General features: G+C 69.6%; 21 protein-coding genes. 11 read left to right on the top strand and 10 right to left on the bottom strand.

Annotated features, from left to right (window positions below):
* Positions 1–7 precede the first annotated feature (7 nt).
* Together PKF00_RS05210 and PKF00_RS05205 are read left to right on the top strand one after the other, a co-directional pair.
* Positions 8–532, top strand: a complete 525-nt coding sequence (locus PKF00_RS05210; protein WP_271216179.1) for a hypothetical protein — start codon at positions 8–10, stop codon at positions 530–532.
* Positions 533–642: 110 nt separating this feature from the next.
* Positions 643–951, top strand: coding sequence for an NIPSNAP family protein (locus PKF00_RS05205; protein ID WP_271216178.1), 309 nt, complete (start codon positions 643–645; stop codon positions 949–951).
* A 230-nt stretch (positions 952–1,181) separates the two neighbouring features.
* Here PKF00_RS05205 and PKF00_RS05200 read toward each other — a convergent pair whose 3' ends face one another.
* Complete coding sequence (locus PKF00_RS05200; protein WP_271216177.1) at positions 1,182–2,432, bottom strand: benzoate/H(+) symporter BenE family transporter; 1,251 nt, start codon at positions 2,430–2,432, stop codon at positions 1,182–1,184.
* Between the two features lie 173 nt (positions 2,433–2,605).
* Here PKF00_RS05200 and PKF00_RS05195 point away from each other — a divergent pair, with 173 nt between their 5' ends.
* Complete coding sequence (locus tag PKF00_RS05195) at positions 2,606–3,220, top strand: helix-turn-helix domain-containing protein (protein WP_271216176.1); 615 nt, start codon at positions 2,606–2,608, stop codon at positions 3,218–3,220.
* A 125-nt stretch (positions 3,221–3,345) separates the two neighbouring features.
* The gene (locus PKF00_RS05190) at positions 3,346–4,563 is read left to right on the top strand and encodes an MFS transporter (RefSeq protein WP_271216175.1); all 1,218 of its coding nucleotides are present in this window, start codon (positions 3,346–3,348) and stop codon (positions 4,561–4,563) included.
* 196 nt (positions 4,564–4,759) lie between these two features.
* On the opposite strand, the gene PKF00_RS05185 is transcribed toward PKF00_RS05190, so the two are convergent.
* Positions 4,760–5,509, bottom strand: coding sequence for an MBL fold metallo-hydrolase (locus PKF00_RS05185; protein WP_271216174.1), 750 nt, complete (start codon positions 5,507–5,509; stop codon positions 4,760–4,762).
* Positions 5,510–5,686: 177 nt separating this feature from the next.
* On the opposite strand from PKF00_RS05185, the gene rho reads away from it, so the two are divergent.
* The gene (gene rho, locus PKF00_RS05180; protein WP_309298372.1) at positions 5,687–6,814 is read left to right on the top strand and encodes a transcription termination factor Rho; all 1,128 of its coding nucleotides are present in this window, start codon (positions 5,687–5,689) and stop codon (positions 6,812–6,814) included.
* A 56-nt stretch (positions 6,815–6,870) separates the two neighbouring features.
* Here rho and PKF00_RS05175 read toward each other — a convergent pair whose 3' ends face one another.
* Positions 6,871–7,332: a hypothetical protein gene (locus PKF00_RS05175; RefSeq protein ID WP_271216173.1), complete on the bottom strand. Its 462-nt coding sequence runs from the start codon at positions 7,330–7,332 to the stop codon at positions 6,871–6,873.
* Positions 7,333–7,620: 288 nt separating this feature from the next.
* Between PKF00_RS05175 and PKF00_RS05170 the strand changes: the two genes are divergently transcribed.
* Both PKF00_RS05170 and PKF00_RS05165 read left to right on the top strand, forming a co-directional pair.
* Complete coding sequence (locus tag PKF00_RS05170) at positions 7,621–8,490, top strand: putative RNA methyltransferase (protein WP_271216172.1); 870 nt, start codon at positions 7,621–7,623, stop codon at positions 8,488–8,490.
* A gap of 175 nt (positions 8,491–8,665) precedes the next feature.
* On the top strand, positions 8,666–10,432 hold the full coding sequence (locus tag PKF00_RS05165; protein ID WP_271216171.1) for a S9 family peptidase: 1,767 nt from the start codon (positions 8,666–8,668) through the stop codon (positions 10,430–10,432).
* 236 nt (positions 10,433–10,668) lie between these two features.
* Here the strand turns inward: PKF00_RS05165 and PKF00_RS05160 are convergent, their stop codons facing one another.
* On the bottom strand, positions 10,669–12,210 hold the full coding sequence (locus tag PKF00_RS05160; RefSeq protein ID WP_271216170.1) for a PP2C family protein-serine/threonine phosphatase: 1,542 nt from the start codon (positions 12,208–12,210) through the stop codon (positions 10,669–10,671).
* A 121-nt stretch (positions 12,211–12,331) separates the two neighbouring features.
* Between PKF00_RS05160 and PKF00_RS05155 the strand changes: the two genes are divergently transcribed.
* On the top strand, positions 12,332–16,510 hold the full coding sequence (locus tag PKF00_RS05155) for a HAMP domain-containing protein (protein WP_271216169.1): 4,179 nt from the start codon (positions 12,332–12,334) through the stop codon (positions 16,508–16,510).
* Positions 16,511–17,143, top strand: coding sequence for a response regulator (locus tag PKF00_RS05150; RefSeq protein ID WP_271216168.1), 633 nt, complete (start codon positions 16,511–16,513; stop codon positions 17,141–17,143). It abuts the gene before it with no gap.
* A gap of 560 nt (positions 17,144–17,703) precedes the next feature.
* Here the strand turns inward: PKF00_RS05150 and PKF00_RS05140 are convergent.
* From PKF00_RS05140 to PKF00_RS05125, 4 genes are all read right to left on the bottom strand, one after another.
* Positions 17,704–18,213 carry a hypothetical protein gene (locus PKF00_RS05140; RefSeq protein WP_271216167.1) on the bottom strand — a complete coding sequence of 170 codons (510 nt, stop codon included), beginning with the start codon at positions 18,211–18,213 and terminating at the stop codon, positions 17,704–17,706.
* Positions 18,214–18,291: 78 nt separating this feature from the next.
* Positions 18,292–20,289, bottom strand: a complete 1,998-nt coding sequence (locus PKF00_RS05135; RefSeq protein WP_271216166.1) for a tetratricopeptide repeat protein — start codon at positions 20,287–20,289, stop codon at positions 18,292–18,294.
* A gap of 800 nt (positions 20,290–21,089) precedes the next feature.
* A complete protein-coding gene (locus PKF00_RS05130; protein ID WP_271216165.1) occupies positions 21,090–21,263 on the bottom strand; it encodes an HAD hydrolase-like protein in 174 nt (57 codons plus the stop codon).
* Positions 21,264–21,447: 184 nt separating this feature from the next.
* Positions 21,448–22,632, bottom strand: coding sequence for an NYN domain-containing protein (locus tag PKF00_RS05125; protein ID WP_438827840.1), 1,185 nt, complete (start codon positions 22,630–22,632; stop codon positions 21,448–21,450).
* Between the two features lie 356 nt (positions 22,633–22,988).
* Here PKF00_RS05125 and pyrE point away from each other — a divergent pair, with 356 nt between their 5' ends.
* Positions 22,989–23,525 (top strand): orotate phosphoribosyltransferase, encoded by a 537-nt coding sequence (gene pyrE, locus PKF00_RS05120; protein WP_271216163.1) that lies wholly within the window; start codon positions 22,989–22,991, stop codon positions 23,523–23,525.
* A 38-nt stretch (positions 23,526–23,563) separates the two neighbouring features.
* Here the strand turns inward: pyrE and PKF00_RS05115 are convergent, their stop codons facing one another.
* A complete protein-coding gene (locus PKF00_RS05115) occupies positions 23,564–23,989 on the bottom strand; it encodes a hypothetical protein (RefSeq protein ID WP_271216162.1) in 426 nt (141 codons plus the stop codon).
* A 54-nt stretch (positions 23,990–24,043) separates the two neighbouring features.
* A complete protein-coding gene (locus PKF00_RS05110) occupies positions 24,044–24,760 on the bottom strand; it encodes a DedA family protein (protein WP_271216161.1) in 717 nt (238 codons plus the stop codon).
* Positions 24,761–24,928: 168 nt separating this feature from the next.
* On the opposite strand from PKF00_RS05110, the gene fbaA reads away from it, so the two are divergent.
* Positions 24,929–25,951, top strand: a complete 1,023-nt coding sequence (gene fbaA, locus PKF00_RS05105) for a class II fructose-bisphosphate aldolase (RefSeq protein WP_271216160.1) — start codon at positions 24,929–24,931, stop codon at positions 25,949–25,951.
* The last annotated feature ends 35 nt before the right edge of the window (positions 25,952–25,986 follow it).

The following is a 25,986-nucleotide window of genomic DNA, read 5'->3' as shown; positions in this document are numbered from 1 at the left end:
AGGTCACATGCTAGTTCTGGGACTACTCTTGATCGTCCTCGCGGGCGCGACGGTGATCGCGGTCTCCTGGGATGAGACCACGACGGCGGCGAGCACCGCCACGTTCACGGTCTTCGACCAGACGATCCAGCTCTCCCAGCTGGAGTTCTTCTTCGCGGGTGCCATCACGGGAGCGGTCTTCCTGCTCGGCCTCGCGATGCTGTTCGCCGGGATGCGGCACTCGGCCGTGCGGCGACGCAGGCTCCGTGACTCCCGCCTTGAGGCGCGTGACCAGGTCGCCCGCCTGGAGGAGGAGAAGCGGGAGCTGGAGCGCAAGCTGGAGGAGACCCCCTCCGCCCCCGTCGCGGCTCCTGCGACGTCCACGACCCCCGTGGCCGGCCGTGACCGCACGACCCCCGTGGTCGACCGTGACCGCGACGGCGTCGACGACCGCCTCGAGGACACCGGCCCCCACCCCCGCATCGACGTTCCCCGTCAGCACTCGACCGACCAGCTCGTCGCCGGCCGCCACAGCCGTTCGTCGACCAGGTAACCGGATTTCCCTCTTCGATCCGCCGGTACGGCAGCCCGCCGTACCGGCGATCGTCGTTTCATGAGCCTTCGAGCCATCAGGTGATCGCCGCTCAGGGTAGGAATGGTTCCATGATCACCTGTGTCGTCGAGTACGTGATCGATCCCGCGAAGATCGACGCGTTCGAACGTTTCGGCCGCCGCTGGATCGAACTGGTCAACCTCCACGGTGGCACGCATCACGGCTACTTCCTGCCGTCGGAGGGCGCCAGCGACAAGGCCCTCGCCCTGTTCAGCTTCCCCAGCCTCGCCGCCTACGAGGAATACCGCGGCCTCTTCGGCACCCACCCCGACTTCGTCGAGGCCGATCGCATCAGAGACGAAAGCGGGTGTGTGCTCCGCTACGAACGGACCTTCATGCGGCCGTTGCTCCCCGAGTGAACATGTGCCACAGGCGCTCTCCAGCCTCAACGGCTACGAGGGAGGAGGACCGCTGGACAGCCCACGGGCCATCACCCAGGACGGCCGCAAGATCGCCTACTACAGCGCGAAGGAGGACACCTTCGCGGTTCGCGACCTGGCCTCGGGCGAGGAGCTGCGGACCCCGCCCAAGATCCCTGTGGTGTGGCTGGGCAGCATCGCCCACCTGATGTCGCGGGGGCTCCGGAGGCTCAGGAAGGCACGGAAGAACCAGGAGAACCGGAGGACGCGGGAGAAGCGGAAAGGGAAGAGCCGGGAGGATCCGGAGGAGTGGAAGGCGCGGCGGGGGACGGCACGCGGCGGCGGGCGTGCAGGAGTGTCATGAGCCCGCCGGCGACCAGTCCCCAGAAGGCGGCGCCGATCCCGATCAGGGTCAGCCCCGACGCGGTGACCACGAAGGTGACCACGGCGGCCTCCCTTCTCTCCGGCTCCGCCAGGGCCGAGGCGAGGGCGGAGACGAGCGCGCCGATCAGGGCCAGGCCCGCGACGGCCTCGATGAGCACCGGCGGGGAGAGCAGGACCAGCGCGGTCGCCAGCCCTGAGCCGACGCCCAGCGCGATCATCGAGACTCCCGCGGTGACCGAGGCGATCCACCGGCGGCCGGGGTCGGGGTCGGCGTCGGGACCGGCGGTCAGGGCCGCGGTGATGGCCGCCAGGTTCACCGCGTGGCCGCCGAGGAGGGCGCCGAGCGCGCTGGCCAGGCCGGTGCCGACCAGGATCCCGCGCAGCGGGGGGCGGTAGCCGTACTGGGCCAGGACCGCCATGCCCGGCACGTTCTGGGAGGCCATGGTGACCAGGAACAGCGGGAACGCGACGCTGACCATGGCCGAGAAGCTCCATGACGGGACGGTCAGCTCGACGACGGGGCGCACGTCGACGGCGCCGAGGCCGGGACCGGTCAGCGCGATCGCCACGACGGCGACCAGCAGGGCGCCAGGAATCGCCCACTTGCGGGCGAAGCGGCTCAACAGCGCCCAGGCGAGCACCACCGGACCGGCCATCAGCGGCACCTCGCCGAGAGCCCTGACCGGCGCGACGCACAGGTTGAGCAGGACTCCGGCGAGCATGGCGCCCGCTATCGGGGTGGGGATGGCCGCGATCAGGCGGCCGAGCACGGGGAAGAGCCCGGCGGCGGTGATCAGCAGCCCGCAGACCGCGAACGCGCCGACGGCGGCGGGGAAGCCCCCCTCGACCGCGCCGGTCGCGACCAGCAGCGCCGCGCCCGGCGTCGACCAGGCTATGGTGATCGGCACCCGCTGTCGCAGCCCCAGCCAGATCGCCACGACGCCGTTGGCCAGGCAGAGCGCGAGCAGGCCTGACGTCGCCTGCCGCTGGTCCGCGCCCACCGCCCGCAACCCGGCCAGGACCACGGCGAAGGAGCTGGCGAAGCCGACGAGCGCGGTGACGACCCCGGCCAGCGTCGGCTGCAGAAGGCGTGTCATCGTTTCCGTCCTCTCCACGGGCCACCGCGCCGGCGCGTCGGCACGCCGCCAGGCCGTCGAGGGCCCGCCGGACAGCCGGGCGACCTCCCGCCCTTCCACAGATCTCGGACATGGCGCCGACACGCGACAATCGTTCCGTATACGGAACGACCGTCATGCTGCACCATAGCCTCATGGACTGCGGCTCACAAACCCCCCGTCCGGCCCTGGAGACCGGCAGCCACGACGTCGGACCGCGGATCCGCCGTCTGCGCGAGGAACGCGGCCTCTCGCTGTCCGAGCTCGCCCGTCGCGCCGGTGTCGGCAAGGCCACGCTCTCGGGACTGGAGAACGGCACCCGCAATCCCACCCTGGAGACGCTCTGGGCGGTCACCGCCGAACTCGGCGTGCCCCTGGCCGTCGCCCTCGGCGCCGACCCCGTCGTTTCCGGCGCCACCATCAGGGGCACCGCGGTCGCGGGCGTCCTGCTCAAGGTCTTCGAGGACGAGAACGTCACCTACGAGCTCTACCGGCTGATGATCCCGGCGGGGGCCAGGCAGCTCTCACCCGCCCACCACGAGGGCGTCACCGAGCACATCACCGTCTTCGGCGGGACGCTCAGGGTCGGCCCCGCGGACTCCCCGCTGCTGGCCGGGCCGGGCGAGCACATCAGCTGGCTGTCCGACGTCCCCCACGTCTACGCGGCGGTCGGCGACCAGGACGTCCACGCCAGCCTTCTCATCCGCTACCCGCGCCGCCGGGGGGACGAGCGGTCACCCGAGGATTCGGACGCCTCCCCGCAGGCGTGAGCCCTCACCTGCAGGCGTGAGCCCTCAGAGGGAGAACGGCCTCGCAGGGCCTGGACGGTCGCGGTGCCGGGCGGCCCCGTAACCCCAACTCATCGCAAAAATCCCCCAAAAGTAATATTTACCTCATGACTCCACGGTCCACGGCAGGGATCTTCTGGGCCGTCGGTGTTCTGGCCTACGTCATCGCGATCTTCCACCGTCAGTCCCTGGGCGTCTCCAGCATCGAGGCCGCGGCGCGGCTGGACGTCGGCGCGGCCGGGCTCTCCACCCTGGCGATGCTGCAGCTGCTGGTCTACGCGGTCATGCAGGTGCCGGTCGGGGTGCTGGTCGACAGGGTCGGCTCGAAGCGGATGCTGGTCGTCGGAGCGGTCGTGATGGCCTGCGGCGAGCTGGTCTTCGCACTGGCCGAGGGGCTCCTGCCGGGAATCGCGGGCAGGGCGTTGATCGGCTGCGGCGACGCGATGACGTTCATCAGCGTGATCCGGCTCGTCAACGTCCACTTCCCGCCCCACCGCAATCCGGTGATGGTGCAGCTCACCGGCCTGATCGGGCAGGTCGGCGCGATCGCCTCCGCGGTTCCGCTGATCCAGTCCCTGCACGCCTACGGCTGGACCCCCACCTTCCTGGGCGCCGCCGTGCTGGGCGTGCTCTCGGCCCTCCTGCTGCTCACGGTGCTGCGCGACTCCCGCCCCGGCCCGGCCGAGCACCGGCCGAGCCTGGGAGCCGCCTGGGCCGAGCCCGGCACCCGGCTCGGCATGTGGACCCACGCGGCGACGCAGTGCTCGGCCGCGTCGTTCCTGCTGCTGTGGGGGTATCCGTTCCTGGTCCAGGGCCAGGGGCTGTCCCCCGCGACGGCGGGTGTGCTGCTGACCACGCTGACCCTGTGCGGCATGGTCTGCGGGCCGCTGCTCGGCTATCTCGCGGGCCGCTTCCCCTACCACCGGTCCCGGATGGTGTTCCTCGTGGTCGGGAGCACGGCCGGCACGTGGACCGCCGTGCTGGCCTGGCCTGGGCGGGCGCCGCTCTGGCTGCTCGCGCTGCTCATGGTGGTCCTGGCGACCAACGGCCCCGGGTCGATGATCGGCTTCGACTACGCCAGGACCTTCAACCCCGCCGCCAGGATCGGCGCGGCCAGCGGCATCGTCAACGGCGGCGGGTTCGTCGCGTCGATGACCCTGATCGCCGTTGTCGGGATCATCCTGGACCTGATGGGAGAGACCACCCTGGACACCTTCCGGGTGGCTCTCGCCGCGCAGTACCCCATCTGGGCACTGGGCGCGCTCCAGGTCCTCCGCTACCGCGGCAAGGCCCGGCGACTGCTCCTCGCCGCGCGGAGTTCGTGAGCCACGAGGAGTCCGTGAGCGGGTGAGATCCGGCGACGGCGCGGAGCGCCCGAGTCTGACGGAGAGGTCCGAAGGTGAAGACCACGGGATGCCCCGGGCCGGAGACCGCGGAGACCCCCGGGCCCGGGTTTCCCTCGCGGCGTCGGGTCGTCGGCCGGCGGCCTGCCGTACACGCTGGTCGCCGTCCTGCTGCTGCTCATCCGCCGACGCGGGTGAACGGCTCGGCGAAGTGGGCGGTGCCGATCACGCCCCCCTCCGCCCGCACCTGCTCCAGCAGCTTCACCCGCGTGACCGCGGCGAGCTCGGGGTCGTCGTCGTACATGTACGGGATCCCCGGGTCGTCCAGCTGCACGGGATGAAGCACCACGTCGCCGGTCAGCACCAGGTCTCCCACCTGGACGACCTGGTGGCCCGGGGTGTGCCCGGGGGTGTGGAACAGCCGGATGCCGGGAAGGACGTCCGCCTGGCCCTCGACCGCCTGGACGCGCTCGCCCAGCGGCCTGACGACCCGGTCGAGGACCTCCTGCGAGGCCGTGTCGATCTCGGACCGCTGGAGCAGGTGCCTGGCGTTGGGGAAGACGGGCGCCCCGCCGATCACCGCGCCGCTCGCGTGGTCGCTGTGCAGGTGTGTGATCACCACCGCGTCGATCTCCCCGGCCGCCACGCCGACCCGCGCCAGCTCGGCGCCGAGCCTCCCGGGGACCGGCGCCCAGCTCGACGCGAGCGAGTCCTCGGGACCGACGCCGGTGTCGACGAGCACGGTCCTGCCCACCGCGTCACGCAGCAGGTAGCAGTGGAAGTGCAGCACCCATTCGTCCGACTCCCCGTGACAGCCGCCGGGGAACATCTCCGTCAGCGGACGCCGGATCGCCTCCCCCATGGGCCCCACGGCGTCGCACAACGGGAACACCTCGACACCGGCGACGGTTACGGGCTCGTGTGGCATCCGATCTCCTGTTCCAGACGGATTGACAGTGCTACTGTGATGGTGGGTGTGACGCACCGCTGGCAGAGCCGCGTGCGATGATCCGCCTATTTTCCCTCATCACCGCCCCTTTTCAGGCGTGCGGTCATTCCTTCCCTGGAAAAGATCTTCCAGGTTCTCCCATGCGAGAGGTCATCCATGACCACCCAGACAACTGCGAAACCTCCCCGTCCCCGCGAAAGCGACGCCCCCGTCGAGACCGTGTCCGGCCTGCTCGACGTCCACGACAAGACCGGACACCTCAGAGTCGGCGGCTACCTGCCCCGGCCCGGCGACGTGCGCGTCCCCCACTCCCAGATCAGGCAGTACGGCCTGCGCCCCGGCGACCACGTCGTCGCCGAGACGCGCAGGCCGTACGAGAGGCTGATCGGGGTGCGGAGCGTCAACGGCTCCGAGTCCTGGCGGAACAGAGCCGACTTCGCGGACATGACACCCGTCCACCCCCGCGACCGGCTCCGCCTCGAGACCGAGTCGGTGACCACCAGGGTCGTCGACCTGTTCGCGCCGGTCGGCAAGGGCCAGCGCGGCCTGATCGTCGCGCCGCCGAAGGCGGGCAAGACGACGGTCCTGCGTGACCTGGCCGACGCGATCACCCGCAACCATCCGGAGTGCCACCTCATGGTCGTCCTCGTCGGCGAACGCCCCGAGGAGGTCACCGAGATGCGCGAGTCCGTCCGCGGCGAGGTCGCCGCGTCGACCTTCGACCGCGCCGACCGCGATCACACCGCCGTGGCCGAACTCGCCGTCGAGCGCGCCAAGCGCCTGGCGGAGACCGGTCACGACGTCGTCGTGCTGCTCGACTCCCTGACCCGCCTCGCCAGGGCGTACAACAACCTCGCCCCCGGCGGCGGGCGCACCCTGGCGGGCGGCCTCGACGCCGCGGCCCTGCTGCCGCCCCGCCGCTTCTTCGGCGCGGCCCGCAACCTGCGTGACGGCGGTTCGCTGACGATCCTCGCGACCGCCCTGGTCGAGACCGGATCCCGGATGGACGACAGCCTCTTCGAGGAGTTCAAGGGCACCGGCAACATGGAGCTGCGTCTCAGCCGCGCCCTCGCCGACAAGCGCCTCTACCCGGCGGTCGACCTCGACGCCTCCGGCACCCGCCGCGAGGAGATCCTCCTCGACCCCCGGGAACTGGACCTCACCCGGCGGTTGCGCCGCACGCTGGGCGGGCTCGACCGGCAGCGGGCCCTCGAGGTCCTCACCGACCGGCTCAGGGAGACCCCTTCGAACGCCGCCTTCCTCCTGCGGGTCCAGGCCGCCTGACCCGGCCCCCTGCCCTCACACCCGGCCCTCACATCCGGCCCCGCCCTGCCCGGTCCTCAGTTCGCCAGGTCCTCGTCCCTGATCGTCTCGACCCGGCAGTGCGAGATCGAACGCCTCTTGCGGTCGTAGACACAGATCTTGACGTCCACCCTCCTGATCTCGCCGTCCGAGGTGAGGTCGTAGACATGGCTGGGAACGCAGAACCAGCGCGGCTGCGCCCATCCCGTGCCTCCGCCGCTGTAGTGGAACCTCGCCCGGATGTAGGCGCAGTGGTCGCGGTGGCCGTCGCGGTCGTAGAGAGTGCCGTACACGCTGAACGTCTCGGCGCTGAAGCCGGTGACGGTGATCGTCGCCCTGGCGTAACCGCCGTGGGCGGCCGAGGACCTGATCGACCCCAGCCGATGGTCCGCGCTCGTGGAGGCGCTCGCGGACGCGGGGAGGGCCACCGTCATGGAGACCGCCGAGACACTCGTCAGCAGGGCCGCCACGACCACGCCCGCAAAGGATGTTCTTCTCATACTCCGGATTTGTAGGGGCCGTGACTTGTGATCGCCTTGGACGGCGCTTGCCGTCCCCTCCCCGCCGCGGTTCGGGAGACGGCCGACCGGCGCGTCGTTCCCTCTCCTGCCGGAGGTGTGTTTGTGACAGGCGCGGGCGCGTCGGTAGGGTCGGACGCGGATCGGCCGAGTCGGCCGACCGGGGTCTGACGCCGGTGTCGACCGCACCCGCTCGGGGCCGTTTCCGGCTGTGCCGACCCGCGGCCACCCGGTGTCAGCGGAAACGATCTTCAGTTAGTTGGTTGCCTGGTGAGCCTCACAGACATCGTCGAACACCTCGTCTGCCCGGTCTGCGGAGGAGATCTGGAGCTCGGCGAGCGAGCCGTGCGCTGCCCCGCGGGGCATGCCTTCGACGTCGCCAGACAGGGATACGTCAGCCTGCTGACGGGCTCGCGCGCGCCGGGAACGGCTGACAGCACGGACATGGTCGCGGCCAGGGAGGCGTTCCTCGGGGCCGGGCACTTCGACCCCCTGGCGGAGGCGATCGCGCGGGCGTGCCGTGCCAGGGCCGGAGCCGGGACCGGGGGTTCGGGCCGCGGCGGCACGAAGGTGGTCGCGGACGCGGGGGCGGGAACCGGTCACTACCTCGCGAGGGTGCTCGACCGGCTGCCCGACGCCGTCGGGATCGCGCTGGACGTGTCCAAGCACGCGATCCGGCGTGCCGCGCGGGCGCATCCCCGGCTGGGAGCCGTCGTGGCCGACGTGTGGCGTCCGCTGCCCGTCAGGAGCGACGCGGTCGACGTTCTGCTGAACGTGTTCGCCCCCAGGAACGGCGCGGAGTTCGCCCGGGTGCTCGGGGACGGCGGCGCGCTGGTCGTGGTCACCCCGACGTCCCGGCACCTGGAACCTCTGGTCGAGCGTCTCGGGCTGTTGTCGGTCGACGAGTCGAAGGAGCGGCGGGTCTCGGAGAGCCTGAACGAGCACTTCGTCGAGTCGGAGCGGAGCCTCCACGAATTCGGCATGACGCTCGGTCACGATGCGGTCGAGGCGGTCGTGGGCATGGGACCGAGCGCCTGGCACACCGATTCACAAGTTATGCGGGCAAGGATCGGGGAACTCCCAGAAACCAGTGAGGTGACCGCTTCTTTCCGTATGTCTATCTTTCTATGCCGCTCCTGATCAAGGCCTGAGCTTGACAGATAGCTTCGAGTTCGATGTTACTGGAGTGACATTTAGCCTGAAATTCCCGCACATTAACTAAGCAAATCAGTGTTGGAAGCGACATACTGGACGGCAATCCGGCGAGCCCGCGCCTGGACGCTTGAAGTCACGCCTTGACGAGGGGAAGCACAATATGAAGGCGGAGGAACGCTGGCAGTCCAGGTTCCGAGCGCCCCGCGTGACATTGCCCGTGTGGGCGCGCCAGGCTCCCGCCAGGGCCGTCTACCGCAGCAACGCCTCGGGCGCGTGGGAGATCTACGCCTGGGATCGCGCGACAGGCTCGACACGCCAGGTGACCGCCCGCCCCAAAGGCACCTCGCACGGCACGATCGACCCCACGGGCCAGTGGATCTGGTGGTTCTCCGACACCGACGGCGACGAGTGGGGCGGCTGGATGCGTCAGCCCTTCACCGGCGGCCCCGACGAGCCCATCGACCTGTCGCCCGGCTTCCCCTCGGGGATCGCGCTGTCCGCGACGGGTGAGGCGGTGATCGGCCTGGCCAGGCCGGGAGAGGGCTTCAAGGTCTACGTCGTACGGCCGGGCGAACCCGCCCGGGTGATCTACGAGCACTCCGAGGCCGCGTCCGTGGCCGCCGTGTCCCTGGACGGCTCCCTCATCGCGATCAGTCACAGCGAGCACGGCGACTCCCGCCACCCCGCGCTGCGGGTGCTCAGGCGGAGCGGCGCCGTCGTCGGCGACCTGCACGACGGCGTGGGCAAAGGTGTGCTCGGCCTGCGCTTCGCGCCGGTGCGCGGCGACCGCAGGCTGCTCACCCTGCACGAGCGCAGGGGTCGCAGGGAGCCGCTGGTGTGGGATCCGGAGAGCGGCGAGCAGCGGGAGATCTGGCTGCGCGACCCCGGCGAGATCACCGCGGACTGGTACGACGACGGCCGCTCGCTGCTCGTCGTACGAGCCAACCGGGGCCGCACGCACCTGCACCGCTACGACCTCGCGGGCGGCAGGATGTTCCCGATCGACACCCCGCACGGCGTGATCGACGCCGCCGGCCCCAGGCCGGACGGCTCCGTCGAGTACTCCTGGTCGAGCGGCGCCCACCCGCCGGTGATCAGGTCGACCAACGGCCACATCGTGCTGAGCCACGGCGGGCCGACCTCGCCGCCGTCCGTGCCGGTCGAGGACGTGGACGTCGAGGGCCCCGGCGGACGCATCCACGCGCTGGTCTCACGCCCGGAACGGGGGTCGGGGCCGTTCCCGACGGTCTTCCTGCTGCACGGAGGGCCGAGTTCCCAGGACGACGACTCCTTCGTGCCCCAGGTGGCCGCGTGGGTGGACCTCGGTTTCGCCGTCGTGCGCGTCAACTACCGGGGGTCGACCGGTTACGGGTCCGCCTGGCGGGACGCCCTGAGCGGCGAGGTCGGGCACATCGAGCTGTCCGACGTGGCCGCGGTGCGGAAGGTCATGATCGACCGTGGCCTCGCGGACCCGGCGCGGCTGGTGCTGGCCGGCGCGTCGTGGGGCGGCTACCTCACGCTGCTCGGCCTGGGCACCCAGCCCGGGATGTGGGCGGCGGGCATCGCCACGGTGCCCATCGCCGACCACCTGGCCACCTACCAGGAGGAGACCGAGGCGCTGCGGGCCTATCACAGGGCGCTGCTCGGCGGCTCGCCCGACGAGCAGCCGGAGCGCTACGTGAAGTGCTCGCCGATCACCTACGTCGACCAGGTCGAGGCACCGGTGCTGATCCTGGCCGGGGAGAACGACCCGCGCTGCCCGATCGGGCAGATCGAGACCTACGTCTCCCGGCTCGCCGAACGCGGCCACCGGCACGAGGTGTACCGCTACGACGCGGGCCACGGCTCACTGGTCGTCTCCGAGCGCATCGCCCAGATGTCGACCCAGCTCGACTTCGCCCGCAAGCACGTCAACACGGAGACGTGACCCGCGACGCCGCCAGGCGTCGCAGATAAACCGGCTTGGGCGCGTCGGTGTCTGGACTGAGGAACGCAGGAGCGAAGCGACGGAGTGACGAGGGAAGACGCCGACCCGGAAGCGCCCAGGCCCGCGACGCGCAGCGTCGCAGTGAGACAGCAGGAGCGAAGCGACGGAGTGACGAGGGAAGACACCGACCCGGGGGCGCCCAAGCCCGCGACGCGTAGCGTCGCAGATAAACACGGCTATCGGGCCCGCAGGACCACGATCGCCATGTCGTCCGCGCTCGGCTCGGGCGCGAAGTCCTGCACGGCACGGCGGATCCGCTCCGCGACCGCCCGCGCGGACAGCCCGACGCACTCGGCGAACAGCTTGGCCAGTCCCCCGTCGTCGTCGAGCAGCCTGCCGTCCTGACGGCGCTCGGTCACCCCGTCGGTCACCGCGAGCAGGACGTCGCCGGGGTCGAGATGGACGAGCTGGGCCTTGAACGTCGCCTCGGGGAAGACTCCGAGCAGCGACTGCGAGGTCACCACGGTGTCGACGACGCCGCTCGGCCGCAGCCGCAGCGCCTCGGGGTGGCCCGCGGAGACCATCCACACGTCCAGCCCCGTCGGCACGGGCTTGATCTCGCCGTGCAGCAGGGTCAGGAAGCGGGCTCTGTCGCCCTCCTCCAGGATCGCCTGGTTGAGGCGGTCGAGGACGGCGGCGACGCCGTATCCCTCCCTGGCGAGCAGGCGCAGCGTGTGGCGGGCCAGGCCCGTGACCGCCGCCGCCTCGGGGCCTGTCCCGCAGACGTCGCCGACCGCGAAACGCCAGGAGCCGTCCCCCGCGGCGAACAGGTCGTAGAAGTCGCCGCCGACCTCGTTGGTCTCTCCCGCGGGCTCGTAGACCACGGCGGGGTCGAGGCCGGGGATCTCGCCGGGCTCGTCAGGCGGCAGCAGGCTGCGCTGAAGGGCCCGGTTCGCCGCCGCCTGCGTGGCGTAGAGCCTGGCGTTGTCCATGGCGAGGGCGGCGCGGCGGCCGATGTCCTCGGCGTACTGGAAGACGTCCTCGGCGAAGCGGTCCGGGCGTCCCAGGCACATCGCGCCCAGCGCCCTGCCCCGTGCCAGCAGCGGGATGACGAGCACCTGCGAGTCGCCGAGCTGCATGGAGCCGCCCGCCTGCGGGACCTGGACCGTGTCGAGCTCCTCGCGCAGCTCGTCGATGCGCCGCTCGTCGGTGTGCCACAGGTAGGCGGGGCGCTGCGGGACGCCGCCGTCGCTCCAGGTGTAGACGGCGCACCAGGTGGCGAGGCGGGGCACCACGATCTGGGAGATGATCGCGGGCACCATGTCCGGGTTGAGGGTGCCCGCCAGCAGGTCGCTGGCGTCGGCGAGGAAGCCCATCCAGAGCGGTCCCCGGCTCGGCTCGTCGGCCGACCACTCCGCGGCCTGCCCCTCCGCCGAACCGGAAAGGCGCAGCCTCGCCCAGTGGGTACGCTGGTCTCCGGTGAAGGTGACGCCCCACTCCTCCACCGGCACGGACGGCCCACGGCCCACGGCCGTCTCCGACGCGCCCCTCTGCCGCATCTCGACCCGCAGGCCGTCGCCGAGGTGGCTCCAGACGACCTCGAACGGCGTGTCGGCCGCCTTGGGGACGAGCTCCTCGACCAGCCGTTCGGCGGCGGCGAGCGCGGACACGGCGGCCCAGGCGGTCATCACCTCCTTGGTGAACCGCCTGGCTGCGGGAACGGCCGTGTCTCCTGGTGCGAAGGTCGCGGCCAGGACGGCCCGGGGAGCGTTGGTCACTGTTCCGTGCCTACCACACTTGCTGCTGACATGGGGTAAATCGAAGGCGGGACTCGGAGTTGCGCACCGTGACAGACTGGGATGACTCGCGGCTGCGCCCCCCGGGAGTCAAGGAGGTCACATGACCACGGCCAACACCGTGTCTGGCGTCGAGGAACGACGTTACACCGAATCGGACCTGCAGCCGATTCTCCAGACACTGATCACCTGGCGCGACGGTGACTTCCGCCGCCGGGTGCCGTACGCCCCGCCGGGGATCCTGAGTGAGATCCGCCTGCTGCTCAACGAGTTGGCCGACCGGCGTGAGCACCTCGCGAACGAGCTGCACCGGGTGCGCCGCGAGGTGGTGCGGGAGGGTCGGTTCGGGGAGCGTCTCACGCCCGGTCCCGGCGTCGGGTCGTGGACGGAGAGCGTCGACTCGGTGAACGCCCTGATCGACGCGCTGGTCGGGCCGGTCAGCGGGGCGGCGGACGTGATCGACGCGGTGGCCAAGGGAGACCTGTCCCGCAGGATCGACCTGGATCGCAGCGCGCGGGGCGAGGTGCGCCGGCTCGGCAAGGCGATCAACGGCATGGTCGACCAGCTGTCGTTGTTCACCTCGGAGGTGACGCGGGTCGCGCGCGAGGTCGGCACGGAGGGCCGTCTGGGGGGCCGGGCGAACGTGCGGGGCATGTCGGGCAGCTGGCGCGACCTGACCGAGGCCGTGAACACCATGTCCAGTCGCGTCTCCGCGCAGGTCCGCGACATCGCGCTGGTCACGACCGCGGTCGCGAAGGGCGACCTGAGCCGCAAGGTCACGGTCGACGCGGTCGGCGAGATGTTCGAGCTGAAGACGACGGTCAACACGATGGTCGACCAGCTGTCCGCCTTCGCCGAGGAGGTCACCCGCGTGGCCCGCGAGGTCGGCACCGAGGGCGAGCTGGGCGGCCAGGCGCAGGTGCGCGGCGTCTCGGGCGTGTGGAAGGACCTCACCGACAACGTCAACTTCATGGCGGGCAACCTGACGACGCAGGTCCGCGCGATCGCCACGGTGGCGACCGCGGTGGCCCAGGGCGACCTGTCCAAGAAGATCACCGCTGACGCCCAGGGCGAGATCCTGCAGCTCAAGGACACCCTGAACACCATGGTCGACCAGCTGTCGATGTTCGCCGACGAGGTCACCCGCGTCGCCCGCGAGGTCGGCACCGAGGGGCAGCTCGGCGGCCAGGCCCGCGTCCGGGGCGTCTCCGGGGTCTGGAAGGACCTCACCGACAACGTCAACTTCATGGCCAACAACCTGACCTACCAGGTGCGCAACATCGCCGAGGTCACCACCGCCGTCGCCAACGGCGACCTCACCCGCAAGATCGACGTGGACGCGCAGGGCGAGATCCTCGCGCTGAAGACCACCATCAACACGATGGTCGACCAGCTGTCCTCCTTCGCCTCCGAGGTCAGCAGGGTCGCCAGGGAGGTCGGCACCGAGGGGCAGCTCGGCGGCCAGGCGCAGGTGCGCGGCGTCTCCGGCACCTGGAAGGACCTCACCGACAACGTCAACGTCATGGCGAACAACCTCACCACCCAGGTTCGCCAGATCGCGGCCGTGTCGACCGCGGTGGCCCAGGGCAACCTGTCCAAGAAGATCACCGCTGACGCCCAGGGCGAGATCCTGCAGCTCAAGGACACCCTGAACACCATGGTCGACCAGCTGTCGATGTTCGCCGACGAGGTCACCCGCGTCGCCCGCGAGGTCGGCACCGAGGGGCAGCTCGGCGGCCAGGCCCGCGTCCGGGGCGTCTCGGGCGTGTGGAAGGACCTCACCGACAACGTCAACTCGATGGCCAACAACCTGACCTACCAGGTGCGCAACATCGCCGAGGTCACCACGGCCGTCGCCAACGGCAATCTCACCCGCAAGATCGACGTGAACGCGCAGGGCGAGATCCTCGCGCTGAAGACCACCATCAACACGATGGTCGACCAGCTGTCCTCCTTCGCCTCCGAGGTGACCCGCGTCGCCCGCGAGGTCGGTTCGGAGGGCAAGCTGGGCGGCCAGGCCCGCGTCGAGGGCGCCGAGGGCATCTGGAAGCGGCTCACCGAGAACGTCAACGAGCTGGCGGGCCGCCTCACCACCCAGGTCCGCGCGATCGCCGAGGTCACCACGGCCGTCGCCAGAGGCGACCTGACCCGCTCGATCACCGTCGACGCCGAGGGCGAGATCGGCGAGCTGAAGGACAACATCAACACGATGGTGTCCAACCTGCGCGACACCACCACGGCCAACCAGGAGCAGGACTGGCTGAAGTCCAACCTGGCCAGGATCTCCCGCCTCATGCAGGGCCACCGCGACCTGATGGAGGTCGCCAAGCTGATCATGAGCGAGCTGACCCCGCTGGTCTCGGCCCACTACGGGGCCTTCTACCTGGCCGAGCCCACCGGCGACCACGACCTCCACCTGATCGCCGGGTACGGCGCGCGCCCCGGCTCCCGCATCAGGCAGCGCTTCGCGACCGGCGAGGGGATCGTGGGGCAGGCCGCGCTGGAGGGCAGGGGGATCGTCCTGCAGGAGGTCCCCGCCCGCTACCTGACGGTGGACACCGGTCTGAGCAGCTCGGTGCCCGCCCAGATCGTGGTGCTGCCGATCCTGTTCGAGACCCAGGTCCTCGGCGTGCTGGAACTGGCCTCCTTCAGCCACTTCAGCGAGATCCACCACGACTTCATGAACCAGCTCGTCGAGACCATCGGCGTCACGATGAACACGATCATCGCCAACTCCCGCACCGAGGACCTGCTGACCGAGTCGCAGCGCCTCACCACCGAGCTGCAGGAGCGCTCGGACGAGCTCCAGCGCCAGCAGGAGGAGCTGCGCCGCTCCAACGCCGAGCTGGAGGACAAGGCCGCCCTGCTGGCCAAGCAGAACCGGGCCATCGAGATCCAGAACTTCCAGATCGAGCAGGCCCGCCGTACGTTGGAGGAGCGCGCCGAGCAGCTCGCGGTCTCCTCCCGCTACAAGTCCGAGTTCCTGGCGAACATGTCCCACGAGCTGCGCACCCCGCTGAACAGCCTGCTGGTGCTGGCCAAGCTGCTCACCGAGAACGCCGAGGGCAACCTCACCGTGCAGCAGGTGGAGTTCGCCAAGACCATCCACGGCGCGGGCTCGGCCCTGCTTCAGCTGATCAACGACATCCTCGACCTGTCCAAGGTGGAGGCGGGGCGCATGGACATCCACCCCCAGCGGATCTCCCTGCCCAAGCTCGTCGACTACTTCGAGGCGACCTTCGCCCCGCTGGCCCAGGACAAGGGGTTGTCGTTCGCGGTCGAGGTGGACCCGTCCATCCCGCAGGAGCTCCGCACCGACGAGCAGCGCCTGCAGCAGGTGCTGCGCAACCTGCTCTCCAACGCGATCAAGTTCACCCCCAAGGGCGAGGTGCGACTGCGCGTCATCCACGCGCCCCGCACGGTCGCCTTCGTCGACGACACCCTGCGCGGGGCCGACGGCATCCTGGCCTTCGAGGTCGTCGACACCGGCATCGGCATCGCCGCCGACAAGCTGGAGGTCATCTTCGAGGCGTTCCGGCAGGCCGACGGCACCACCAGCCGCAAGTACGGCGGCACAGGCCTGGGTCTGTCGATCTGCCGCGAGATCGCCCGCCTGCTCGGCGGCGAGATCCACGTCTTCAGCGAGGTCGGGCAGGGCAGCACGTTCACGCTGTACCTCCCGCCGTCCTACGTCGGCCCGCTGGCCTCACGCGACGGCGGCGCGGCGGCGCCGAACTCCCTGTCCAGGGGGCAGACGATCGTCGGGGTGCTCGAGGAGTCCGAGGAGCTCCCCGAGATCCCGCTGCCGGAGGAGATGCCGGTCTCGCACTTCCCGCAGCAGGAGATCCCGGCGTGGAAGGGCGAGGACCCGCTCACCGGGGCCAAGATCCTGATCGTGGACGACGACATCCGCAACGTGTTCGCGTTGACCAGCGTGCTCGAGCGTTACGGCTCGACGGTGGTCTACGCGGAGAACGGCCGTGAGGGCATCGAGCAGCTCGAGCGCAACGAGGACGTCGCGCTGGTGCTGATGGACATCATGATGCCCGAGATGGACGGCTGGGCCACCACCTCCGCGATCCGCCGGATGCCGCAGTTCGCCGACCTGCCGATCATCGCGCTCACCGCCAAGGTCATGCGCGGCGACAGGGAGAAGAGCATCGCCTCCGGCGCCTCCGACTACGTTCCCAAGCCGGTGGACGTCGACCGCCTGCTGGAAAGGCTGCGCGGCTGGCTCACCCGGGGCAAGCCAGCGGGCGACTCCAACGAAGGGGCACAGTAGATGCCGGACCGCGCAAAGATCCTCCTGGTCGACGACCGGGAGGAGAACCTCATCGCGCTCGAGGCCATCCTCAGCTCGCTCGACCTGGTGCCCGTGCGGGCCAGGTCGGGCGAGGAGGCACTGAAAGCCCTGCTCAACACGGAGTTCGCACTGATCCTGCTGGACGTGCGGATGCCCGGCATGGATGGTTTCGAGACCGCCTCCCACATCAAGCGCCGCGAGCGCACCCGCAACATCCCGATCATCTTCCTGACGGTGGTCGACAGCGCCCCCGACTACGCCTTCCGCAGCTACGCCGCGGGCGCGGTCGACTACCTCACCAAACCGTTCGACCCCTGGGTGCTGCGGGCGAAGGTGTCGGTCTTCGTGGAGCTGTACAACATGAACCGCCGCCTGGCCGAGCAGGCGACCATGCTCCGCGAGCGTCTGGGCGCCGAGCTTCCCCCCGGTGACGCCGACATCCAGGCGGCCGTCCTCCCCGAGCTGTCGAGGCGGCTGACCGCGGTCGAGGACGAGCTCGCCCGCGTCGTCGAGCTGGCCCGCAAGGCCAACGACCCCACCCTGGTCGGCCCCCTGTCCGACCTGACCCACCGCCTCAACCACCTCAGGGCGGGCCTCGACGCCCTCTCCTGAACCGCCCCCGCGGACCACAGGGGCGGGCGACACGGGTGACGGGCCGGCCGACGACCGCGGGGCCGAGGCCGCCTCGGCCCCTAAAGCTTGTCTTCAAAGTTGTGGATCATAGCCAGAGCAGTACGGATGCGAAGGTGATCACGGCGGTGCAGGAGGTGGCGGTCTTGTCGTGACGAGTGGCCAGACCGCGAAACTGCCTGAGCCGGTTGAAACAGCGTTCGATGACGTTGCGGCGCCTGTAGACCTCTCGACCGAAGACCGGCGGGCGCCCGCCCTTGCTGCCTCGATGTCCTACGGCTGCCTGCGACAGCACGCGGTTACCTGGTGAGCGAAAGACCTGCGACTGGAAAGCCGCAGGTCAAACGCCGAAACGCCTGATCAACCATGTGTTCCGGCATGATTCGAACATGTGCCCCTGGCCCACTCGGGCCGTGCGGTGGCGCGGAAGCCGACAGTCCGGGAATTTCCAAGATCACCAACGAGGTCGCACTCACTGACAGCATCAGTGCATGCGGTTGCCGACCTGGTTGATCGCAATGGTGGGTGTTCGCCAGGACCTCTCAGCCGACCGTGACGTCCAACGGCGCGGAGCGGACGGTGAGCCGGGGAACCAGGGAGATGAGCTTCATGACTTCGGTCAAGGTGTCCTCCTGGCCGAAGGAGCTCAGCCAGTTCTCCGGGAGGGGGCTCTCGGTGGATAGCGTGAGGGTGTAGCGATAGTGGCCGGGGCGGTCGGGTGCATAGCTGCTGAAGGTGGTTAATGGGTGATATTTGCCGGACGTGGGGTTGAAATCCTCCCCGGGCGTCAAACGCCGGAAATCCAGCGTGCGGAGCGGGGTGAACAGGGGGTCCTCCGGCGGTTCGGGGCGGGCGACGACCGTGCCCTCGCGGGTGATCTCCGGTAGGTAGAACGGGTACCGGATGCCTGCCTCGGAGCCGTCGAGAACTCCCGGGAGCCAGATGTCCGCGGTGCTGCGGTTGATCACTGTAATGTCGATGGCGACCGGCCAGCCGATGGGTTGCGGTTCCCTCGGGGCCATCAGGACGACTTCGATCGTTGCGTTTCCCATGTGTCGCCCGTCCTGTGCTATGCCTTTTCCGCGTCTGGGCCGCCCGGCTCAAGGCGGACCAGACGCGAGTGGTTTCCGCTACTTCTCGGTTTCGGCGATGAGTTCGGCCTTGGTGGTCTCCGCCTGTGTGCGGATCGTATCCATCACCGGTGCCTTGAGCTTCTTGGCGGCGAAGAGTTGCACCATTCGGTCGAGCACAGCCGTGGCCTCCTCCAGGTCGCCCTGCTTCGCCTGCGCCCTCGCCAGGCGCCGCATGGCCTGGTTCAAGGTGATGTTGTCGATGCCCTTGCCGTTGGCAGAGAGATCGGTCACCACCGAGAGTTGCTGGATGCTCTCCTTGGTGTCCGCCTGTCGGACGGTGAGCTCCTTGTCCGGAGTCAGGAGCTTGAAGTCGCGCTCGGCGTTGATTCCGCACACCAGGCGAGCGTAGACGGCCAGTGGATGCTTGCCGTGCTTCTCGATGACCTCCTGCAACGCTTCATTGCCGGAGCTGAGCGAGGGCGAGTCCGAGCCGAGCAGGGCCAGCAGTTTGCCTTGGTCCTCACCCATCATCAACTCGCCGACCTGCTCGTCGTTCCTGGTCAGCGGATGCCTGACCTTGATTCTGAGCACCGGGGAAACGATCCGGGAGCCGTCCGCGGCCATGTACTGCGCGCGCAGCCGGTAGACACCCGGCTGCTCGAAGTAGAACCCCTCCTGCCCGTAACCGATGTACGCGCTGCGATAGATCGCCGGGTTGTCGATGTCGAGCCGTACGTTGTCGGCGGTGTCCACGCAGTGGCGGATCATCGGCCGGAACACGACGGCGCGCCCGGCGGGTCCGGAGATGGCGATGTTGACGAAGTCGGCCCCAGGGTGCAGGTGACCGTGCGTCGTTTTGCCGCGCAGGTCGGTCAGGCTCAGCTTGAGTTCGACGACGACCGGCTCACCGAACTCGAACGCGTCCTTGGCCCGCAGTTCCAGTCGCAGTCCCGACCGGTCCGCGAGCGGCTCGTCGAAAATGTCCGGGTCGACCTCACTCGCCCCCACACTGAAGGCGTTGCCGCCCATGACCACGTTGCGGTAGAAGGCGTGCCGTAGGTGTACCAGCTCGCTATCGGTGAACTGGAACGGGAAGTCGGCCCAGTATGCGGCGGTGCCCGCCGTACCATCCGAGGCGCGCTGGTAGTTCTGCGCATAGTTCATCCAGGACAGATCCCCGAACCCGTTCCTGGGGCCGAGTGGCTGTGGCGGTACAGCGACGTCCTTCTGCCAGGAATGCATCAGATTGAAGGCATGTCCGAGTTCGTGTACATAGGTGCGGAGCGCGGCTCGCTGGCTCGCCGGATCGGCCCCCTGGATCTGGTCGTAGAACACCGCGCAGCCCTGCCGCTGGAACGCGTCGCTGTAGTCGAACATGATCCCGCGCCAGCCGTTGACGTGTCGGTTGGCCACCAGCAGCCACACCATCCACTGCGGCGTGTTCGCCCAGAGGCTGAACTGGCTCGCCATGGCGGCGTGCAGCTCCGCGTCGTCCCATCCGCCCGAGTCCGGGGCGATCACGTTGGCCGTACCCGCGATCTGCAGCTCGATCCCCGCCTCCGCGTACGCCTGAGGTACGGTCAGGACGCGGCTCGGGCTGGACGGCGGCTGCGGGAGCGAGCCGGTGTTGTACGCCACGAACGGCACCGCGCCGGCGACCGAGTCCTGCTCCCACTGGACCGAGCGGAAGTACTGCGAGACGAACGCGCACAGGTAGCTCGCCCCCGGTTGCCCCGAGGTGGTGACAAACTCCACGGTCGCGCTGCCCGGTGGCTGGATGATCTGCCGTCGCTGTACGGTCACCCGTATCCTTGGGGCGCCCGCCGCCCAGGTGAAGCTGCCCAGGCCCTCTATGACCACGGTGGAGGCCGTCACGGTGACGGTCGGGGCGTGCACGATGAACGACCCGAAGTACGCGGTGGTCCCGCCGACGGTGTTGAAGAAGTCACCGCTGACTCGCCGCTGCGGCCGGTGGCCGTCCACGTCCACCCGCAGCTCCAACTGGAACCCGAACCCGCCACCCCGGTACCGGCCCCGGGTGAGCCGACGCGGCACCGGTATCGGCGGTGGAAATGGCGCTGCCTGTGGCGGCGCTGCGGTCGCGACCTGCACCGCCTCCCCGTTACTCGCCTGCACCGCCCCCAGCATTGAGGCCTCCACGCCGACCCCGAGCGCCTCTAGGTCGCCCCCCTCGCCCGTCGGATCTTCCCGAGTCTCAAGGTCCGCTGTGGCGGTACCGACCCCCTGACGGCTTCCCACCCCCACCGTGCCTGTCGTCTCCTCGATGGTCGGATCGCCCTGCAATGACATGTGGTCTTCTCCCGCCTGTACCCGCTCCGAAGTTCAGAGATGAATTCACTTTCCGCGAACTCATGCCCGTGACCTCCCAATTTGTCGATGCCCGCACCCCTCTAAAAACAAGCTAGAAAGCTGGCCAAGCATGAGAATCCCGGGACTGTATGAATAAGAGCCTGCGCCGTGAGGCGCTGTGATTCGAGCGGAGGTGAAAGACATTCGCCGTCTGCCCTGTCGTAGCAGGAAGGTGGAGCTGGGGGCAGCCTGATCCGGGTGGCGCCGGGGAGAGTGGGAGCAGCCCTGACAAAGCCGGGACGTGCCGGTACTGCCAGATGGTGCGGGTCCGGTGAACGGGATGGAGAGGAGTACGTGAAGTTCCCCCAGCGGAGTGGGCACTCAACTTTTACGCTGCAAGGGTGACGCCTCGACTGTAGCCCACCCGCGTCTTGCGGGGTGTGCGACAGCCCAGGGCTGAATGGAGCCGCTTGCGGTTGCAGTAGACCTCGATAAAACGAAAGACGTCGGCCCTGGCATCTGCCGGGGCCTTTGTCATGCCTGCTTCAGATGAGTGCGTCGTCCTGGTGCAGGATCTCCGTCGCCTGGATGACATCGGTGACGACGTGGTGTGCCGAGTGGTCGCGACCTGGCCGGGTGCCGCGGTCGATCCAGATCGTTCGCGACCCGGCTGCCTGGCCCATCTCGATGTCGGCGACGGGGTTGTCGCCGACATCCATCCGCCCTCGGTGAGGGTCGTTCCGCAGCGTTGCGCGACGATCTCGAACAGTCCGGTGTCGGGCTTGCGGATGCCCTCGACGCCCGAGAGGGCGTAGCCGTCGACAGCGTCGGCCAGGCCGGTGTGACGGATCTTCCCGAGCTGGTTGTCCGCCGTGCCGTTGGTCACAGCGGAATCGGGAGGTCCTAGCGGCGGGCGCGCTCCAGGGCGTCCCAGAAGCCGCGGCGCAGGGCGTGGCGGACCTCGTCGTGCAGCAGGAAGTCGATCGGCAGGGAGGAGCCCTGCAGGAGCCGGGCCTCGAGATCGGAGGGCATGCGGGGCTTGCGGGCCAGCACGGCCTCAAGCCACAGCGCGGGGGCGTCCTTGGCGACGGACTCCCCGAAGTCGTAGCCCTCCTTGTGGGCGGCCTTCACCGCGTCGGAGAGGGTGGTCGTGCCGCCGGAGCCCGCGCTCTGCAGCGGCGCGGCGGAGGGCATGGGCGAGGCCTGGGGGCCGGTGTAGGCGCCGAGCTGGCCCGGCTGGTATCCGGGGGAGCCGCCGGTGCTCGCCGAGGTGTACGACGGGGGCGCGGACAGCGGCCCCGTCGGGCTGGAGGGGGTGACGGGGGTGACGGGCGGCGCGGCGGGAACCTGCTGCTGCGCCGGTTGCGGCGACGGTGGCGGCGGCGAGGCCGGCACGGCGGGAGGCTCAGGGGAGTAGCCCTGGTAGGCGGGCAGCGCGGGCTGGGCGTGGGCCGCCCTCGACGGCTGGACGACCGCGGGCACGGGGCTGGTCTGCGGGCCGCCGTTGACGGAAGGGGACGCCGCCTGGCCGTTGACGCCCGACTGGTGGCCGTTGGCCAGGGCGGGCGGCTCGCTCGCGGCCAGGGTGACATGGGGCCGCAGGTGGCTCGCGCCGATCTCGATCAGGTCGTCGCACTCCTGGCGGAGCGAGCGGGAGACGGCCCAGCTGCCGTCGGCGGTGATGTGCACGACGGTGACACGGATGCCGAGATCCTGGGCGTCGCAGACGACCTGTGCCAGGTCCTCGTCACCGCTGACCACGACCGCGTCGCAGACCGCGCTGTTGCGGGCCAGCGTCATCAGGTCGCGGTGGACCTGTGCGTCCACACCCTCGCGGCGTCCGGGGCGGATGCGGGAGAGGCGGAGCTTGAGGCCGGGGATGTCGGCCAGCGTGTCGTGCTCGGGGGTGCGGCGGCCCTCGACGGTCGCCTCGTACCAGTAGCAGCGCAGCAGCGGCAGTCCGGTGCGCTCCTTGGCCAGGTTGTTGAGCAGTTTGAGCAGCCCTGGGTAGTCCCAGGAGACCGCCTCGCGGTGACGGGTGCCGTGCACGGCCATCGCACCGTCAGCCAGCAGGTAGCCAGCGTCCACGAAAAGCGCGCAGCGATCCACGCGACACCGCCCTTTCTCCGTGGCCCGGCCTTTCCGGCTCAGACAAGCCTGAAAGAACCCCTGAGAGACCAGAACAGGCGGCCCTTTCTCAGGGTAATCAAGCGACTGATCGTCCGAGGGTGAATCCCGACGATTCGACCCGCGCGTGACCATCCGTCGGAGTGTTCACGCAGACCGTACCAGTTTGTCCCGTTCCTGAGACCTGCCCCGACGGCTCTCTTCTCCCCACCCCGGTTCTCCCACCCCGACCGCCCCCGACCCTCTGTTCTCACCGCCCCGGCCGTTCCCGACCCACCCCGACCGCCCCCGTCCCCGGTCGCCCTAATCTTGTTGCCATGAGCGATCGCGAGAACCTGCTGGCCGAGATCAAGGACAAGGGAGTCGTGCACGGCAAGGTCGTGCTGTCCTCCGGCAGGGAGGCCGACTTCTACATCGACATGCGCAGGGTGACCCTCGACGGGCACGCGGCGCCGCTCGTCGGCCGGGTCATGCTGGACCTCACGGCGGATCTCGACTACGACGCGGTCGGCGGGCTGACCCTCGGCGCCGACCCCGTGGCGACGGCCATGCTGCACGCGGCGGCCGCGCGCGGCCGGAGGCTCGACGCCTTCGTCGTCCGCAAGGCGCAGAAGGCGCACGGCATGCAGCGCAGGATCGAGGGGCCCGACGTGAAGGGGCGGCGGGTGCTGGCGGTCGAGGACACCTCGACGACCGGCGGGTCCCCTCTGACGGCGGTCGAGGCGCTGCGCGAGGCGGGCGCCGAGGTGGTGGCGGTGGCCACGATCGTCGACAGAGGCGCGGCCTCGGCGATCGCGGACGCGGGCCTGGAGTATCTCACCGCCTATGACCTCAAGGACCTCGGACTCGCCTGAGGCGGCCCCGGGAGCGGGGGGTCGCCGCGCCTCGGGAGTCACTCCCGGGAGGCGGTGAACTCCTGACGCTCCCCCGGTCCGCCCGGGGAGCGCTCGACGCCGTTCACCCTCACCCTCACCGAGGCGGAGTCGGCCAGCACCACGTCGATCTTGTCCTCGAAGAACCGGGCCTGCTCGTCCCTGACCATCTCCCGGTTGAGCAGCACGTCGCCCCCGGCGACCCTGAGGAAGACCGTAGGGCAGCGCTCCCGCAGGCACTGCACGAGGACCGTCGGGACCCGCTCGGGAGAGGCGGAGGAGACCGCGGCGGTCGGCGTGGGAGAGGGTCTCGGCTCCGGTTCGGAGCCGAGGGAGCCGAAAAGCGCCAGGACACCGGCCACGATCAGGGCGACCAGCGCGAGGACCGCCAGACCCACGAGCGCGAGACGGGCGATGCCCATCGGATCAGACCTGTGGCGTCCCACACTGTGGAGGGTAGCGTTCGGCGATGAGACGCACGACCGACCCGGGAAGAAGGGTCAGAGACGGGGGTCGCCGGACGAGGTGGGCGCGGCGCGGTGGTGCTTGCCCTGCGGTTCGGAGGCGCCGCCACCGGCCTTACGGCTCTTCACGATCTCCAGGATGATCGGGATGATGGACAGCAGGATGATCACCATCGCGCCCGGCAGGATGTACCTGTCGATGTTGGGCACCGCGGAGCCGACCAGGCGGCCGAAGATCAGCATTCCGTCGGTCCACAGGACGGCGCCGATGCAGTTCCACAGGAAGAACCGCTTGCGGTCCATGCCGAGCATGCCCGCGACCGGGTTGAGGAACGTCCGCACGATCGGGATGAACCGGGCGATCACCACGGCCCTGGCCGGGCCGAACCTCTGGAAGTAGTATTCGGCCTTCTCGACGTACTCCCGCTTGAAGAGCCTGGAGTCCGGCCGGTCGAACATCCTGCGGCCGTACGTCGAGCCGAGGTGGTGGCCCAGTTGCGCGCCCACGATGGCGCAGATGGGCGCCAGGAGGAGCAGCAGCGGGAACGACAGCGGTTCGAGGCCGGGGATGGCCTTGGCCGCCTCGGCCGTGCTGAAGACCCCGGCCGCGACGAGCAGCGAGTCACCGGGCAGGAAGAAGCCGAGCAGCAGCCCGGTCTCGGCGAAGATGATGCCGAGCACGCCGATGGTGGCGAAAGGGCCGAGCAGGCCGAGCCACCACTTCGGGTCGAGGATGTTATGCAGGAGGTCCATCGGCGTGAAGCCTACCTGTGCCGGGGCCTGTGATCGAGAGATCCGCACAGGCGGAAGTGTTGCCCCAGCTGTCGGGCCGGGAAGGAACCCGGAATACTGGCCAACGGGCCCTGTCTTCGCCATGGCCCCGCGCAGCTGTTGACCGCCGTCTCTAGGGAGATGACACCGATGCCTATCGCGACTCCAGAGGTCTACGCCGAGATGCTCGACCGGGCCAAGGCCGGCGAGTTCGCCTATCCGGCGATCAACGTGACCTCGTCCCAGACCCTCAACGCCGCGCTCAGAGGTTTCGCCGAGGCGGAGAGCGACGGCATCATCCAGGTGTCGACCGGCGGCGCCGAGTTCCTTTCCGGCACGACCGTGAAGGACATGGTGACCGGGTCCGTGGCGCTGGCGGAGTACGCCAGGGTCGTCGCGGCCAAGTACCCCGTGACGGTCGCCCTGCACACCGACCACTGTCCCAAGGACAAGCTCGACGGCTTCGTCCGCCCGTTGGTCGACATCTCACTTGAGCGGGTGGCGCGGGGCCAGGACCCGCTGTTCCAGTCGCACATGTGGGACGGCTCCGCCGTGCCGCTCGAGGAGAACCTGCAGATCGCGCAGGAGCTCCTGGAGAAGACCTCCCGCGCGAAAATCGTCCTCGAGGTGGAGATCGGCGTCGTCGGCGGTGAGGAGGACGGCGTCGTCGGCGAGATCAACGAGAAGCTCTACACCACTGCCGAGGACGCCCTCGCGACCGCCGAGGCCCTGGGTCTGGGCGAGCGGGGCCGCTACATGCTCGCCGCGACCTTCGGCAACGTGCACGGCGTCTACAAGCCGGGCCACGTCAAGCTCCGTCCCGGTGTGCTGAAGGAGATCCAGGAGGCCGTCGGCGCCAAGTACGGCAAGGAGAAGCCCTTCGACCTGGTCTTCCACGGCGGCTCCGGCTCGCTGCTCGAGGAGATCCACGAGGCGATCGCGTACGGCGTGATCAAGATGAACATCGACACCGACACGCAGTACGCCTTCACCCGCCCGATCGCCGACCACATGTTCAAGAACTACGACGGCGTCCTCAAGGTGGACGGCGACGTCGGCAACAAGAAGACCTACGACCCCCGTTCGTACGGCAAGGCGGCCGAGACCTCCATGGCCGCCCGGATCGTCGAGGCCTGCCAGCACCTGAAGTCCGCGGGCACCAAGCTCACCTGAGCCTCTCCCCGCCAGGGCCGCCGTCCGGCGGGCCG

The sequence above is a fragment of the Streptosporangium carneum genome (genome assembly GCF_027922005.1).
In the GTDB taxonomy this organism is placed as follows: domain Bacteria; phylum Actinomycetota; class Actinomycetes; order Streptosporangiales; family Streptosporangiaceae; genus Streptosporangium; species Streptosporangium carneum.
The sequence above is the reverse complement of the archived record's forward strand: the minus strand, read 5'-3'. Positions and strand labels throughout refer to the sequence as shown.

What these genes read in the sequence shown, in the direction of transcription:
- PKF00_RS05210 (WP_271216179.1), top strand. Translation starts at nt 8, where the DNA reads ATGCTAGTTCTGGGACTACTCTTGATCGTCCTCGCGGGCGCGACGGTG.
- PKF00_RS05205 (WP_271216178.1), top strand. Translation starts at nt 643, where the DNA reads ATGATCACCTGTGTCGTCGAGTACGTGATCGATCCCGCGAAGATCGAC.
- PKF00_RS05200 (WP_271216177.1), bottom strand. Translation starts at nt 2,432, where the DNA reads ATGACACGCCTTCTGCAGCCGACGCTGGCCGGGGTCGTCACCGCGCTC.
- PKF00_RS05195 (WP_271216176.1), top strand. Translation starts at nt 2,606, where the DNA reads ATGGACTGCGGCTCACAAACCCCCCGTCCGGCCCTGGAGACCGGCAGC.
- PKF00_RS05190 (WP_271216175.1), top strand. Translation starts at nt 3,346, where the DNA reads ATGACTCCACGGTCCACGGCAGGGATCTTCTGGGCCGTCGGTGTTCTG.
- PKF00_RS05185 (WP_271216174.1), bottom strand. Translation starts at nt 5,509, where the DNA reads ATGCCACACGAGCCCGTAACCGTCGCCGGTGTCGAGGTGTTCCCGTTG.
- rho (WP_309298372.1), top strand. Translation starts at nt 5,687, where the DNA reads ATGACCACCCAGACAACTGCGAAACCTCCCCGTCCCCGCGAAAGCGAC.
- PKF00_RS05175 (WP_271216173.1), bottom strand. Translation starts at nt 7,332, where the DNA reads ATGAGAAGAACATCCTTTGCGGGCGTGGTCGTGGCGGCCCTGCTGACG.
- PKF00_RS05165 (WP_271216171.1), top strand. Translation starts at nt 8,666, where the DNA reads ATGAAGGCGGAGGAACGCTGGCAGTCCAGGTTCCGAGCGCCCCGCGTG.
- PKF00_RS05155 (WP_271216169.1), top strand. Translation starts at nt 12,332, where the DNA reads ATGACCACGGCCAACACCGTGTCTGGCGTCGAGGAACGACGTTACACC.
- PKF00_RS05150 (WP_271216168.1), top strand. Translation starts at nt 16,511, where the DNA reads ATGCCGGACCGCGCAAAGATCCTCCTGGTCGACGACCGGGAGGAGAAC.
- PKF00_RS05140 (WP_271216167.1), bottom strand. Translation starts at nt 18,213, where the DNA reads ATGGGAAACGCAACGATCGAAGTCGTCCTGATGGCCCCGAGGGAACCG.
- PKF00_RS05130 (WP_271216165.1), bottom strand. Translation starts at nt 21,263, where the DNA reads ATGGATGTCGGCGACAACCCCGTCGCCGACATCGAGATGGGCCAGGCA.
- pyrE (WP_271216163.1), top strand. Translation starts at nt 22,989, where the DNA reads ATGAGCGATCGCGAGAACCTGCTGGCCGAGATCAAGGACAAGGGAGTC.
- PKF00_RS05110 (WP_271216161.1), bottom strand. Translation starts at nt 24,760, where the DNA reads ATGGACCTCCTGCATAACATCCTCGACCCGAAGTGGTGGCTCGGCCTG.
- fbaA (WP_271216160.1), top strand. Translation starts at nt 24,929, where the DNA reads ATGCCTATCGCGACTCCAGAGGTCTACGCCGAGATGCTCGACCGGGCC.